This window comes from Bacillus sp. FSL R5-0523 (assembly GCF_037975295.1).
Classification (GTDB): domain Bacteria; phylum Bacillota; class Bacilli; order Bacillales; family Bacillaceae; genus Bacillus; species Bacillus subtilis.
In genome coordinates this window covers 994,477-1,008,351 of the sequence record NZ_CP150251.1, presented here as the reverse complement: position 1 = coordinate 1,008,351, position 13,875 = coordinate 994,477, and the positions used below count along the sequence as shown (strand labels likewise).

Below are 13,875 nucleotides of genomic sequence, written 5' to 3'. Positions count from 1 at the left end.
ATGAAGTTAACCAATTATACAGATTATTCATTAAGAGTGTTGATTTTTCTGGCTGCAGAGCGTCCCGGAGAACTTTCAAATATAAAACAGATTGCCGAAACGTATTCTATTTCAAAAAATCATCTCATGAAAGTCATATACAGGCTCGGCCAGCTCGGCTACGTAGAAACGATACGCGGACGGGGCGGCGGCATACGATTAGGCATGGAACCTGAAGACATCAACATCGGTGAGGTTGTCAGAAAAACGGAGGACGATTTTAATATTGTTGAATGTTTTGATGCGAACAAGAATCTCTGCGTTATTTCCCCGGTTTGCGGCTTAAAACATGTGCTGAATGAAGCGCTTTTGGCCTACCTCGCAGTTTTAGACAAATACACACTGCGCGACCTCGTCAAAAACAAAGAAGATATCATGAAGCTTTTAAAAATGAAGGAATAGATCAAGATTCCTTCTTTTTTTATGCCCTTTTTCCCCCTTATTGTTAAGATAATTTGGCTATTTTTATAAAAAGGCAAAACGATGAGACAAATGTGCCGATATAAAAAAGAAACAGCAAATGCAAAATCATTGGGGGAAAAAGGAGAGCTAAGATGAAAAAGAAATTAGCAGCAGGGCTGACAGCATCTGCGATTGTCGGCACAACTTTAGTAGTGACACCAGCTGAAGCAGCAACGATTAAGGTCAAAAGCGGAGATTCTTTATGGAAACTGGCCCAAACCTATAACACAAGTGTGGCGGCCCTCACATCCGCCAATCATCTTTCGACTACTGTTCTGTCGATCGGCCAGACGCTTACTATTCCAGGCAGCAATTCCAGCACTTCTTCATCTACTTCAAGCTCAACAACCAAGAAGAGCGGAAGTTCTGTTTACACAGTGAAAAGCGGTGATTCACTTTGGCTGATCGCAAATGAGTTTAAAATGACGGTGCAGGAACTGAAAAAATTAAACGGACTAAGCAGCGATTTAATTCGTGCTGGGCAGAAATTAAAGGTGTCCGGTACTGTTTCTTCAAGTTCCAGTACAAAAAGCAGTTCCAATAAGAGTTCAAGCTCCAGTTCAAAAAGCAGTACTAATAAGAGTTCAAGTTCTTCATCTTCTACGGGAACATATAAGGTGCAGCTTGGAGATTCACTTTGGAAAATTGCAAACAAAGTCAATATGTCCATCGCTGAATTGAAGGTCTTGAACAACTTAAAATCAGACACCATTTACGTGAATCAGGTGTTGAAAACAAAATCAAGCGGCTCTGATACGTCTTCTAAAGACAATTCATCCAAATCGAACCAAACTTCAGCAACAACTAAATATACCGTTAAAAGCGGTGATTCACTTTGGAAGATCGCAAATAACTATAACCTGACTGTACAGCAAATCCGTAATATCAACAATCTGAAATCAGATGTGCTGTACGTTGGACAAGTATTAAAGCTGACAGGTAAAGCATCTTCAGGCTCTTCATCATCGTCGTCTTCTTCGTCAAATGCAAGCTCCGGCACGACGACTACATACACGGTGAAAAGCGGTGATTCCTTATGGGTGATTGCTCAAAAATTTAATGTAACAGCTCAGCAGATTCGTGAGAAAAACAATTTAAAAACGGATGTCTTGCAGGTTGGCCAAAAGCTGGTCATTTCCGGAAAAGCTTCATCATCGTCTTCATCCGGTTCTTCAAACACCACCAGCTCAACGAGTGCGAAGATTAACACAATGATTTCGGCCGCTAAAGCGCAGCTTGGGGTTCCGTATCGCTGGGGAGGCACGACACCGTCCGGGTTTGACTGCAGCGGATTCATTTACTATGTACTGAACAAAGTCACATCCGTATCTAGATTAACGGCAGCAGGATATTGGAACACAATGAAATCAGTTAGCCAGCCTGCTGTCGGAGATTTCGTTTTCTTTACAACATATAAAGCCGGCCCTTCCCACGTCGGAATTTACCTAGGCAACGGGGAATTCATAAATGCCAACGATTCCGGAGTTGTCATTTCCAATATGAATAACTCTTACTGGAAACAGCGCTATCTCGGTGCAAAACGATATTTCTAAAAACAGAAACTGTGCGGCCTTAACGGCTGTACAGTTTTTTATTAGAGCCTAAAGACGTTGATGCTGATCATATGATTTGTCACCGGATGAAAATAGACTTCGGCCCGAACAGAAAAAGTGTCATCTTTCTGTCTGACTGTCACCCGAAAGACATCTTTCGTCTGCTGATCATTCACCTCTGTACGCCCCATATAAGCATAATCAGAAAATGAAGCGCCCTTATATTCATCCTGAATTTTGCTCCAGGCAAGCTGTTCCCACTTTTGAACGGACTCGTTTGTGTCCGTTGAATGACCTTTTGCAGCCATTGACACGATAATCAATCCGCAAAAAAGAAGCGCAATGGTATACGGCAGAGATTTCATTTTTTCAGTCTCCTGTACCCAGAATATGTTCCCTCATAGGTTTACCAAAAGCGATATCTTCATTCAGGCATTTTGATTTTATGTCTCCCTCATATTGCTACCCCTTTACTGACGCAGACGGCAAGTTTTGCCCCGTCAATAACAGAAGATGCGGCATAAACTAATCATGAACTTCTCACCCAAGAAAGGAGAAGCGATTCATGGATTATGCCGATTACGATAAAGCGCTTTATTACACCCATCGTTCTCAATGGGATAATTTATTAATTTTAATGGTGCGTACAGAGGACGATTTGTTATCAAAACGAATTGAGCATTTTCTGCATGCGTATCATTTTGAACAGGATTACGCCGTTTTAGAAAAGATGCTGTATTCCCTTCTCCGTTATATTGATCATGCCACAGAGCTGACTTATGAAGATCAAATAGCCCTTCTCACATAAACAAATCCCGGCGTTTAGACGCCGGGATTTCCTGCTTTTGCGAACATGCTGAGTTCTTCGACAAGCTCTTTTAAGCTTTCCTTAATGTTTTCAGCCACTGTAGCATTTTCAACATCAATATGCACCGGATCAAGCACCAGCTGCTTCGGAATGACATTGGCGTAGACACCCCGCATCACAGTTCTCATATTGTTCAGCGCATTGATGCCGCCTTTTCCGCCTCCCGCTACTGCCAATAATGCAACGGGCTTATATTTGAATTGTTCGCTGCTTAGAAAATCCAATGCATTTTTTAAAGCGCCGCTCATGCCGCTGTGATATTCAGGCGATAATAATACAATCGCATCCGCTTTCGTAACGCGTTGCTTAAGCTCCTGTACCTTCAACAGTTCAGATTGATCCGCTTCACCGTTAAAAACCGGCAATACAAACTCGCTTAGATCAATCAAATCCGTGTGATACAGAGCTGCAATATAGGATGCTGCAATTCTTGTTCTGCCATGTTTTCTAGGCGTGCCATTTATGACTAACATGTTCATTTTAAGATCTCTCCATTCAGGTTATATTTCACTGCAAAAAGCGCTGCTTGCGTGCGATCGGCCACTTCAAGTTTTGCTAAAAGATTCGATACATGGGTTTTTACTGTTTTTTCTGAAATAAACAAGGATGCTGCAATTTCTTTATTGCTTTTCCCGTTCGCTATTTCAGTCAGAACGTCTTTTTCCCTTCTAGTTAATTGATAGTATTTTTCTTTTTCCGGGTCGTGCTGATTTTTCATATGTGTCAGCACATGGGGCATAATAGCTGTAGAAAGCTTGTATTCGCCACCATGCACTTGTCTTAGTGTTTTCACTAATTCCTCGGGCTCCGTATCCTTTAATTGATACGCCTTCGCGCCTGCCTGAAGCGCGGGGATGACGTGCTCCTGATCAGAGTAGCTCGTCAGCACAATGATATTCGTCTCCGGAAATTGCTGTACTGCTTTTTTAATGGCTTGAATGCCGTCCATCTCGGGCATAGACAGATCCATTAGCACAAGATCCGGCTTTGTCTCTTCGATGACACGGAGAGCTTCTATTCCAGTTGCAGCTTCTCCGACAACTTCAATATCATCCTGGGTGGCAAAGAAAAAACGCAGACCCTTTCTGACAACATGATGATCATCAGCAATGACAATTTTCATACCGCCCCTCCTTTTCGGCTTGTTAGCGGAAGCCTGATGGACAGCTTTGTTCCAGTTCCAAGCGCTGACTCAATCCAAAACTTAGCTCCGGCTTTTTCCGCTCGTTCTTTCATACCCTTGATGCCAAGTGAAGGCAGACCGGCATGCGCTTCATAGCGAAATCCTGCCCCATGATCGATGATATCCAGCTCCGCATGGCACAAAGAAGCAGTCAGACTAACATACGCCGTATCCGTTCCGGCATGCTTTTTGCAGTTATTTAAAGCTTCCTGTACGACACGCCATAGCATATGCTCCTGCTCATCAGTCAGAACAGGACAGCCTTTTTGTGTAAAAATGATCTTCAATCCAATGAGCGCACCATAGCTTTTAATGGCTTCAGCCAGCCCTTTTTCCAATCCTCCGGGGCGAAGCTGCCAAATTAACGCTTTCATTTCTGCGAGCGCGTCCTGTGATAGGTTTTGGATGAAATCAATCATCTGCTGTAAATTTTCATCTTTTGTTAGTGTCTTCGCAGCTTTGGCAGTTAAACTGACGGAAAACAGCATTTGATTGACTGAATCGTGAAGCTCCTGAGCGAGGCGGTTACGCTCCATTAAAAGAGCATTTTTTTGTTGATATTCAGAAAGCCTCATACGCTGGATTGCCGTTCCGATCTGAAAGGCGACAGACTCGAGTAAATGCAGCTCTTCCTCATCAAACATGGTTTTTCCGGCCGCCGCTACATTTAACAATCCGAATCTTCTGTCCCCGTCTTCTAAAGGCACAGTTGCATGATGCGTAATCCCTTCTGTGTCAAAACAATGCAGGTTTTCTGCTGACTCGATGCGTTTGCAGTTCATGATATTTGCAGCCTTTCTAAGCCCTCCGTTATTAAATTTCGTCAGGCAGTAACACTCGCCTTCACACATCAGCACTTTTTCCTTGCGGCTTAAAGCCGGGGGCAGATAAGCGTCGGCCGCTAACGTATAAGATCCATCTTCTTCGATCAGAAAAATCCATCCGGATTGAAGGTTTGTCAGACTCAGCAACTCTTTTAAAACCTCATCCAGTGTTGCTTTGATATCGTGCCCTTGATTTAAGGTTTCCGCAATCGTTTTCAGCGTTTTTAATTTTTCCATCCTCGTTTTGCTCACGTTTCTCACTCCGGCATTGATCTTGTATTTAAGATTATACCAGTTTTTTGTATTTCATTACTTCACTTGTAGGATGATTTTCTTTCAGACTTTTGGATGAGAAAAAGAAAAAGCCGGATCATTTACAATGACCCAGCTCATACTTGAATTATTTTGCTGTCGACTCAACAATTTCATCCACCGTCTTCATTACATCTTCAGAAAGGGCGGCAAGACGCTGTTCACTGTCTTCCAAAGATGACCCTTTTACGGCGAAATAAAATTTCACCTTCGGCTCAGTTCCTGAAGGACGAAGACAGAACCAAGACCCGTCTTCAAGGAAGTATTTCAATACATTTGATTTTGGCAAGTCGATGGCTTCTTCTTTGCTTTCAGTCAGAAGCGTCCGTTTGCTTACAGCGTAATCTTCTGCTGTGACAACCTGTTTGCCCGCCATTTTCTGAGGCGGATTTTGTCTGAAGGAAGCAAGAATCGCTTCAATTTGCTCTGCTCCTTGTTTGCCTTTCAGCGTCAGGGATTTCAGCCCTTCACGATAAAAACCATACTCGTTAAAGAGATTGATGAGCGCCTCATACAATGACATTCCCTGTTTTTTACAAAACGCGCAAACTTCAACTGCCAAAAGCGCAGCCTGAATGGCGTCCTTATCGCGGGCAAAATCCCCGATTAAATAACCGTAGCTCTCTTCATAACCGAATTGGAAGGTATACTGGCCTGATGCCTCGTATTCCTTAATCTTTTCACCGATAAACTTAAAGCCTGTCAGCGTATCAATCGTATCAAGGCCGAATGAAGAAGCTACAGCACGGCCGATTTCGCTTGTGACGATCGTTTTGAGAACAACACCATTATCAGGCAGGATGCCTTGTTTTTTCTTTTCAGAAAGCAGGTAATGAAGCAACAGCGCTCCGGTTTGGTTTCCTGTCAGCACTGTATATTTGCCTTGATCGTTTTTCACCGCGATGCCGAGGCGGTCAGCATCAGGATCTGTCGCGATGAGAATATCTGCATTCTGCTCCTCCCCAAGCTTAATAGCATATTCGAATGCCGCATGCTCTTCGGGGTTTGGCGATGTAACAGTGGAGAAGTTTGAATCCGGCAGTTCCTGTTCTTTGACAACCGTTACATTTTTGTAGCCGAGTGCTTCAAGACCGCGTCTGACCGGTTTATTTGCAGTTCCATGCAGCGGTGTGAAAACAACCTTTACATCTACTTCTTCCGATAATTCAGGATGTACAGAAATCGACGTCAGTTTTTCTGTATAAACTTTATCAATATCTTCACCAATGATTTTGATTAAGCCTTTTTCTTTTAACTTATTTTCTTCGTCCACTGTGATCGTCAGCTCATTTTCAATCGCGTTTACCTGCTCAATGACGATGTCCGCTTCCTTTGGAGGCAGCTGGCCGCCATCATCCCCGTATACTTTGTAGCCGTTATATTCAGGCGGGTTATGGCTTGCCGTTACCACAATTCCCCCATAAGCGTTCAGCTGTCTGACAGCGAATGACAGCTCTGGCGTCGGGCGAAGCTCATCAAACACGTATGTTTGGATGCCTTGTGTCGCAAGTGTTTTTGCCGCTTCCATCGCGAACTCCGGAGATTTATGGCGGGAATCATAAGCAATGACAACGCCCCGTTTTTTCGCTTCCTCTCCTTGCTTCGAGATGTATGCCGCAAACCCGGCCGATGCTTTGCGCACAGTGTAAATATTCATCCGATTTGTCCCGACGCCGATTTCCCCGCGCATTCCGCCGGTACCGAATTCAAGGTCTTTATAGAAACAGTCCTCAAGGGCCTGTTCATCCCCCTCTAATTCAATAAGGCGCTCTTTTAATTCCGGATCTAAATGTTCTGTCTGTTGCCAGCGTTCATAGCTCTTTCTCCAAGTCATATTCGTCCTCCTATGTATCAGCTTATGCCATTATTTTATATGAAGCGGGTGCCTCTGTCACTTGATAACCTGAGATCTGGCCCTTTCGGCACGTAAAAAGAAATAACGGGCTGCAGACAGCCCGTTATGATTTATTGCTCAAGCGGTACGACCGCATCGTGTAAAAGCTTGTTGAGGTTTTCTGTATGTTTGTTTTTCGCCTGCTCATCCCATTGGAATCGCTCGCTCATAAAATCAATAACGGCATCTTTATATGTTCTTACCCAATTGATATCAAAAAATAAACGTCCCGTTCTGCGGACAAAGAAGTCAGCAGGGGTTGCAGTCATCTCTTCTTCTATACTGTATTCTGCCTCAGCAAGAATATGAACCGGAATGTTGCGTTTCGCGGCCTCATCTTTCAGCGCTTCTACCCGGTCAAAGACGCGATCTACGTTAGAGCCGTATCTGATCGCCAGCTGTTTTGCGTCTTTTTCTGATAAACCGGCTGCAATTCCTTCTTTTGTTTTCGCGGTAACGAAGGACATGAGATTTTTCGAACCGCCGACGTGCCCGCCAGAGATTGGCATGTTTTTCGTTTTACATGGTCCAAAATCCTTTTCGCCTTCTTCTTTTAAGCGATCACGGACAAGATCAACGATGTGCTCCGCCATTTTTCTGTATCCAGTCAGTTTTCCGCCGGCAATGGTGATCAGGCCTGAGTCAGATGTCCAAATCTCGTCTTTCCGTGAAATTTCAGAAGGATCTTTGCCTTCTTCATGAATCAGCGGACGCAGCCCCGCCCAGCTGGATTCGATGTCATTCGCAGTGATATTCAGTTCCGGGAACATGTAATTGATTGAATTGATGACATAATCACGATCCTCCGTTGTCATCCGCGGATGCTCCAGCGCCTCTTTGTAAACAGTGTCTGTTGTTCCCACGTATGTTTTGCCTTCACGAGGAATCGCAAATACCATCCGTCCATCAGGTGTATCGAAATATACAGCCTGTTTCAGCGGAAAGACAGACTGGTCAAATACAAGGTGAATGCCTTTTGTATGCTGCAAATGCTTTCCGTTTTTCGAATGGTCTTTTTCTCTGAGCTGATCGACCCAAGGGCCTGTAGCATTGACAATTTTTTTCGCATACACTTTATATTCTTTCTTTGTCAGCACATCTTCAATTAATACGCCGACGGCTTTGCCTTTTTCGTAAAGAAGCTCCTTCACTTTGGAGTAATTCACAGGCTCTGCCCCGAATTTCACCGCTTCCTTCATGACTTCGATGGTCAGTCTCGCATCGTCAGTGCGGTATTCCACATAGTACCCGCCGCCTTTTAAGCCGTCTTTTTTCACCAAAGGCTCTTTTTGCAGCGTTTCTTTTGCTGAAAGCATGCTTCTTCGTTCTGACTTTTTCACACCTGCAAGGAAGTCATATACCCTTAACCCGATAGATGTTGTAAATGAACCGAATGTGCCGCCTTTATGAAACGGAAGCAGCATCCATTCCGGTGTAGTGACATGCGGGCCGTTTTCATACACAATCGCCCGCTCTTTTCCTACCTCAGCGACCATTTTCACTTCAAATTGTTTTAAATAGCGCAAGCCGCCATGTACCAGCTTCGTTGATCGGCTTGATGTTCCCGCCGCAAAGTCCTGCATTTCGCTTAGTGCGACCTTCATTCCCCTTGATGCCGCGTCAAGAGCTGTTCCGGCTCCTGTAATTCCTCCTCCGATAATAAATAGGTCATATGTTTTTTTCGTCATGTCTGTCAGCATGCGATCTCTTTCAAGACTTGAAAATTGATGTTTCATCATTACGTTTCCTCCTTGTTGTCACGGTAAATAGAAAAAGAGACCACAACAGCCAAAGTGCATGCTTACACTTTGGTGCTGTGGTCTCTCCTCATCTCAGGACCGTTCTTATTAACTTGTAACCATTATACCATAGTATTACTTTATTTAAAAGCCATAGCTGCTTTCACGGCTTTTTGCCAGCCTTTATACAGCTCATTTCGTTTTTCTTCTTCTAATTTAGGTTCAAACCGTTTATCCAGATTCCACTGGTTCGCGATTTCAGAACGGTCCTTCCAGAATCCCACAGCGATACCCGCCAAATAAGCCGCGCCAAGTGCAGTCGTTTCATTAATTTCCGGGCGCTCCACAGGAACATTCAACAGGTCTCCTTGGAACTGCATTAGGAAATTGTTTTTTACAGCTCCTCCGTCTACACGAAGCGTCTTTAATGAAATGTTTGAATCTGCTTCCATTGCGTCAAGCACATCTTTGGTCTGATAAGCCAATGACTCCAGTGTCGCACGGATAAAGTGCTCTTTTGTTGTCCCTCTTGTCAGGCCGAAAACCGAACCGCGCACATCGCTGTCCCAGTAAGGCGTTCCCAGTCCGACAAATGCTGGAACAACATACACGCCGTCAGTTGAATCCACTTTTTCTGCATAAGATTCGCTTAGCGATGAATCCTGGAACATTCTCAAACCGTCTCTAAGCCACTGGATGGCAGAGCCTGCGACAAAAATGCTTCCTTCTAACGCATAGTTCACTTTTCCGTCAATGCCCCAAGCGATTGTTGTCAAAAGCCCATGTTCGGACTTAATTGCTTTTTCCCCTGTATTCATCAGCATGAAACATCCTGTGCCGTAAGTGTTTTTCCCCATGCCTTCTTCAAAGCATGCCTGGCCGAACAATGCGGACTGCTGGTCGCCTGCCGCTCCAGCAATCGGGATATTTTTTCCGAAGAAGTGATAATCAACAGTCTCCGCATACACATGAGAGGACGGCTTCACTTCAGGGAGCATGGATTTTGGTACGCCTAGAATGTCGAGGAGTTCATCGTCCCATTTTAAATCGTAAATATTAAACATCAGTGTTCTTGAGGCATTGGAGTAATCGGTCACATGCGCTTTTCCACCTGACATTTTCCAAATGAGCCACGTATCAATCGTTCCAAACAGCAGCTCGCCTTTTTCCGCTTTTTCTCTTGCGCCTTCCACATTGTCTAAAATCCACTTCACCTTCGTGCCGGAGAAGTATGGATCGATTAAAAGCCCAGTTTTTTCTCTGAATTTATCATTATATCCTTTTTCACGAAGTTCCTCACAAATGCCGGACGTCTGTCTGGACTGCCAAACGATTGCATTATAGACAGGACTTCCTGTATCTTTATCCCACACAACCGTCGTCTCGCGCTGGTTCGTGATGCCGATGCCGGCAATTTGAGAAGCGCTGATTCCTGATTCAGAGATGACTGAGGCGATAACCGCGAGGACAGAGCCCCAAATTTCATTGGCATTATGCTCAACCCAGCCAGGATGCGGGAAGTATTGTGTAAATTCCTTTTGAGCAGAGTGAACGATTTTGCCTTCTTTATTAAACAGAATCGCTCTTGAACTTGTCGTCCCCTGATCTAAGGATAAAATGTACGTTTCCATAAGATGTCTCCCCTTTGATTAAATATATTTTGAATTTGATAATGTTTTAGCAGAATGTGATTTCGTATAAACATAGAGTCCTAACAATACCACAACCAATATAACGCTTACAATCCAGAAGCTGCTTGTGATGTGCCCTCTAAATGCAGCGTTGTAAAATACGCCGCCGAATGATCCGCCTAAAATCGGGCCGACTACCGGAACCCATGCGTATTTCCAGTTTGATGAGCCCTTCCCCGGAATCGGAAGAAAAGCGTGGGCTATCCGCGGACCTAAGTCACGTGCAGGATTGATAGCATAGCCGGTGGTGCCTCCCAGAGAAATACCGATTGCTACAATGAGGAAACCGACGATTAAAGGATTAAGTCCTTCTGTAAATTGATTTGCACCTATGGCCAAGATTCCAAGTACAAGGACAAATGTCCCAATCACTTCGCTTAAAACGTTTGCAAATGTATGCGGAATGCTGGGCCCTGTTGAGAAAACACCCAGCTTGGCAGCGGGATCATCCGTTGACTTCCAGTGCGGGAGGTAATGCAGATAAATAATCACCGCACCGATGATCGCTCCGATCATTTGCGCCGCAATATAAACCGGAACCTCTTTCCAAGGAAAATCTCCTACAAATGCAAGCGCTATCGTTAGCGCCGGATTCAAATGGGCACCGCTGATGCCGCCAACCGCGTATGCCGCCATGGCAACACCCAATCCCCATCCAAATACAACAACAATCCAGCCAGACTGGAATGAAAGCGATTTCTTTAAATTGACACCTGCACAAACACCTGCACCAAAAATGATAAGCAGCATCGTACCGATGACTTCTCCCCAAAATGCTGTCATAGCACATTCCTCCTAAAGTCACGATTAAAAAGCATGATAGAGAAGAAGAGAATAAAAAAACCACAACAAACCGCTTTACGGGTGCATAAACATTTGCCGTAAAGAGCTGCTGTGGTCTCCGAGTTCTCCATCACAATGTATTAACCTAGTGCAATTGTATCAGTGCATGAAAGCGGTGTCAATCACTTTCCGTCAAAAAGTTTTCATATTTTTTCCACAATTTGGTATTAGATGTTGTGACAGCTACAGCCCCCGCTTTCAATGCCTGCTCTACATCCTCTTCCGTACGGATGAAACCCCCGGCAAAGATGGGAATCCCTGTTTTCTCTTTTATTTCCTGAATGAGTGACGGAACGATGCCGGGAAGCACTTCGATGAAGTCAGGCTTATGCTTGCCGATAAACTCCATGCTTTTCTCCATCGCGCTTGTATCAAGCAAAAACAGGCGCTGAATGGCATAAATTTTCTTCTGCTTCGCTTTGGCAATCACATTCGATCTTGTGGAAATAATCCCAGCGGGCTTGATATCCTGACATATAAATTCCGCACCGTATTCGTCATGCTTAATCCCTTGAATGAGATCGACGTGCACCATCATGTTCTTTCCGTGCTTTTGCGCTTCTTTGATCACGCCCTTCAGCTGGCCGAGATGAATATCAAGAATAACACCGTAAGAGAACGAACTGTTCAAAAACTCATCAAATTGCTTCATATTGCGAATAGCCGGTAAGATCGGCTGGTTGTGAAAACTCATCATGTGCTCCTTTAATAAATCACTTTTATATTATATCGTTTGAAAGCTTTCTTTCACCGTTTTCACGATAAAGGAAAGGTCCTCTTCTGTCAGGCAAAATGGCGGCGCAAGCTGGATGACATTGTTGTAGCCGGCGACTGTATCGCCGTTTTTGCCGATGATCAGCCCTTTTTCTTTGCACGTCGCAACCACTTGGTTTACTTTGGCGGCATCAGCCGGCTCTTTAGTCAATTTATCTTTGACGAGTTCGATTCCAATCAGCAGCCCTTTTCCTCTAACATCTCCGACTGCCGGGTGTTCTCTCAGAGCTTGAAGCTCACCTAAAAGCTTTGCTCCAAGATCGCGGGATCGCTGAATCAGCTGTTCGTCCTCCATAATTTGCAGGTTTTTCAACGCCAAGGCACAGGCAGCCGGGCTTCCGCCGAACGTGTTCACATGGCGGAAACGGTCATAAGGAGCTTCCCCCTGATACGCTTCGAAAATGTCCCGTTTCACAGCAGTCGCTGACAATGGCAGATACGCGCTTGTGATTCCTTTTGCCATCGTAATGATATCAGGCTTCACACCGTAGTGCATAAACCCGAACGGCTCGCCTGTCCGTCCAAACCCGCAGATCACTTCATCGCAAATCAAAAGGGCTCCGTGGCGCCGGCAAATGTCCTCCACCTTTTTCATATATCCGTCCGGCGGCATTAGGATGCCCCCGCCTGTAATGATGGGCTCCATAATGACCCCGGCAATCGTTTCGCTTAATTCCCATGTCATGATGCGGTCGATTTCATTTGCGCTTTCAAGCGTGTCTGCATCATCAGGATTCCGGTATATATCTGGCGGAGCTGCATGCAGAAATCCTTGGCTCAAAGGCTCGTATTTATATTTCCGCTGCGCCTGTCCGGTAGCTGAGAGCGCTCCCAATGTATTGCCGTGGTATGCCCGATATCTTGAGATGAATTTATAACGGCTGTGGTCGCCGTTTTGCAGATGGTACTGGCGGGCAATTTTAAAAGCAGTTTCGTTTGCTTCCGATCCGCTGTTGGAAAAAAAGATAACATAATCGCCGCCAAGCCATTCATTCAGCTTTTCCGCCAGTTGAATTGCGGGTGCGTGACTTTGCGTTAACGGGTAGTAAGGCAGCTCCTTTAGTTGCTCATAGGCAGCCTCCGCAAGCTCCTTTCTGCCGTAACCAATGTTGACGCACCACAAACCGGACATCGCATCCAAATAGCGGCGTCCGTCTATGTCGGTTACCCAGGCCCCCTCGGCCTTCTGGGCTATCAGGCTGTCTGCTTGATGCGCTCCCTTCATGGCATGCCACACAAATTGCTCATCTTTTTGCTTTAATCCCTGATTTTGCTGAATGTTTTCCATCCCCATCATCTCCATTTCATTAGCGTTCCCTATAATGCCAATTCAATTGAAACAGACCTTCTCTTTATGTGATGTCTTGGTGATGATTTCCCTGCCTTCAATATAAAGCCAGACCGGGTCAGAGTCAATAAACCGCGTAAATAATAAAACATCCTCTTTCTCAAGAAGAAAGAGGATGCAGCTTCCAAAGCAAAACAGGCAAGGTCACAATGCTCAGCATCGTACTGATAAAGGTCGCACTCGAAACAACTTGGACAGCCATTGCAATAGCAATGTGAAGCCTAGCCGTTTTCTGTATGATATAGGAAATGGCGAAAATACAGAAACTCCATAAGGCACCTCCACTATACAATTTACTTTTTTTTTAAAGAAAGCACCTAAACAATTCCGCTTTTGTTTTAAAAA

13 protein-coding genes are annotated in these 13,875 nt (G+C 44.7%); 3 read left to right on the top strand and 10 right to left on the bottom strand.

Annotated features, from left to right (window positions below; genetic code table 11):
* Entirely contained in the window at nucleotides 1-441 is a 441-nt protein-coding gene (gene nsrR / locus NYE53_RS05180) for a nitric oxide-sensing transcriptional repressor NsrR (RefSeq protein ID WP_014479293.1), read from the top strand.
* A 152-nt stretch (nucleotides 442-593) separates the two neighbouring features.
* On the top strand, nucleotides 594-2,054 hold the full coding sequence (gene lytF, locus NYE53_RS05175; protein WP_339247593.1) for a peptidoglycan endopeptidase LytF: 1,461 nt from the start codon (nucleotides 594-596) through the stop codon (nucleotides 2,052-2,054).
* 41 nt (nucleotides 2,055-2,095) lie between these two features.
* Here the strand turns inward: lytF and NYE53_RS05170 are convergent, their stop codons facing one another.
* On the bottom strand, nucleotides 2,096-2,419 hold the full coding sequence (locus NYE53_RS05170; RefSeq protein WP_014476269.1) for a YqzG/YhdC family protein: 324 nt from the start codon (nucleotides 2,417-2,419) through the stop codon (nucleotides 2,096-2,098).
* A 200-nt stretch (nucleotides 2,420-2,619) separates the two neighbouring features.
* Between NYE53_RS05170 and NYE53_RS05165 the strand changes: the two genes are divergently transcribed.
* Nucleotides 2,620-2,862, top strand: coding sequence for a YhdB family protein (locus NYE53_RS05165; protein ID WP_003233373.1), 243 nt, complete (start codon nucleotides 2,620-2,622; stop codon nucleotides 2,860-2,862).
* 14 nt (nucleotides 2,863-2,876) lie between these two features.
* Here the strand turns inward: NYE53_RS05165 and yhdA are convergent, their stop codons facing one another.
* The 9 genes from yhdA to NYE53_RS05120 all read right to left on the bottom strand — a co-directional run bounded on the left by yhdA (nucleotide 2,877) and on the right by NYE53_RS05120 (nucleotide 13,485).
* Nucleotides 2,877-3,401 carry an FMN-dependent NADPH-azoreductase gene (yhdA, locus tag NYE53_RS05160; RefSeq protein WP_251188505.1) on the bottom strand — a complete coding sequence of 175 codons (525 nt, stop codon included), beginning with the start codon at nucleotides 3,399-3,401 and terminating at the stop codon, nucleotides 2,877-2,879.
* The gene (gene yhcZ / locus NYE53_RS05155; RefSeq protein ID WP_339247589.1) at nucleotides 3,398-4,045 is read right to left on the bottom strand and encodes a two-component system response regulator YhcZ; all 648 of its coding nucleotides are present in this window, start codon (nucleotides 4,043-4,045) and stop codon (nucleotides 3,398-3,400) included. The genes yhdA and yhcZ overlap by 4 nt, the downstream gene beginning before the upstream one ends.
* On the bottom strand, nucleotides 4,042-5,181 hold the full coding sequence (gene yhcY / locus NYE53_RS05150; protein ID WP_021479676.1) for a two-component system sensor histidine kinase YhcY: 1,140 nt from the start codon (nucleotides 5,179-5,181) through the stop codon (nucleotides 4,042-4,044). The genes yhcZ and yhcY overlap by 4 nt, the downstream gene beginning before the upstream one ends.
* Nucleotides 5,182-5,329: 148 nt before the next feature.
* Nucleotides 5,330-7,075 (bottom strand): phosphoglucomutase, encoded by a 1,746-nt coding sequence (pgcA, locus tag NYE53_RS05145; protein WP_339247587.1) that lies wholly within the window; start codon nucleotides 7,073-7,075, stop codon nucleotides 5,330-5,332.
* 131 nt (nucleotides 7,076-7,206) lie between these two features.
* Nucleotides 7,207-8,874 carry a glycerol-3-phosphate dehydrogenase gene (glpD, locus tag NYE53_RS05140; RefSeq protein ID WP_015715569.1) on the bottom strand — a complete coding sequence of 556 codons (1,668 nt, stop codon included), beginning with the start codon at nucleotides 8,872-8,874 and terminating at the stop codon, nucleotides 7,207-7,209.
* A 140-nt stretch (nucleotides 8,875-9,014) separates the two neighbouring features.
* Nucleotides 9,015-10,505: a glycerol kinase GlpK gene (gene glpK / locus NYE53_RS05135; RefSeq protein ID WP_014476263.1), complete on the bottom strand. Its 1,491-nt coding sequence runs from the start codon at nucleotides 10,503-10,505 to the stop codon at nucleotides 9,015-9,017.
* Between the two features lie 18 nt (nucleotides 10,506-10,523).
* Nucleotides 10,524-11,348, bottom strand: a complete 825-nt coding sequence (glpF, locus tag NYE53_RS05130) for a glycerol uptake facilitator protein GlpF (protein ID WP_268549476.1) — start codon at nucleotides 11,346-11,348, stop codon at nucleotides 10,524-10,526.
* 178 nt (nucleotides 11,349-11,526) lie between these two features.
* Complete coding sequence (gene glpP, locus NYE53_RS05125) at nucleotides 11,527-12,105, bottom strand: glycerol uptake operon antiterminator GlpP (protein WP_003233388.1); 579 nt, start codon at nucleotides 12,103-12,105, stop codon at nucleotides 11,527-11,529.
* A 27-nt stretch (nucleotides 12,106-12,132) separates the two neighbouring features.
* On the bottom strand, nucleotides 12,133-13,485 hold the full coding sequence (locus NYE53_RS05120; protein ID WP_089172500.1) for an aspartate aminotransferase family protein: 1,353 nt from the start codon (nucleotides 13,483-13,485) through the stop codon (nucleotides 12,133-12,135).
* Nucleotides 13,486-13,875: the final 390 nt, after the last annotated feature.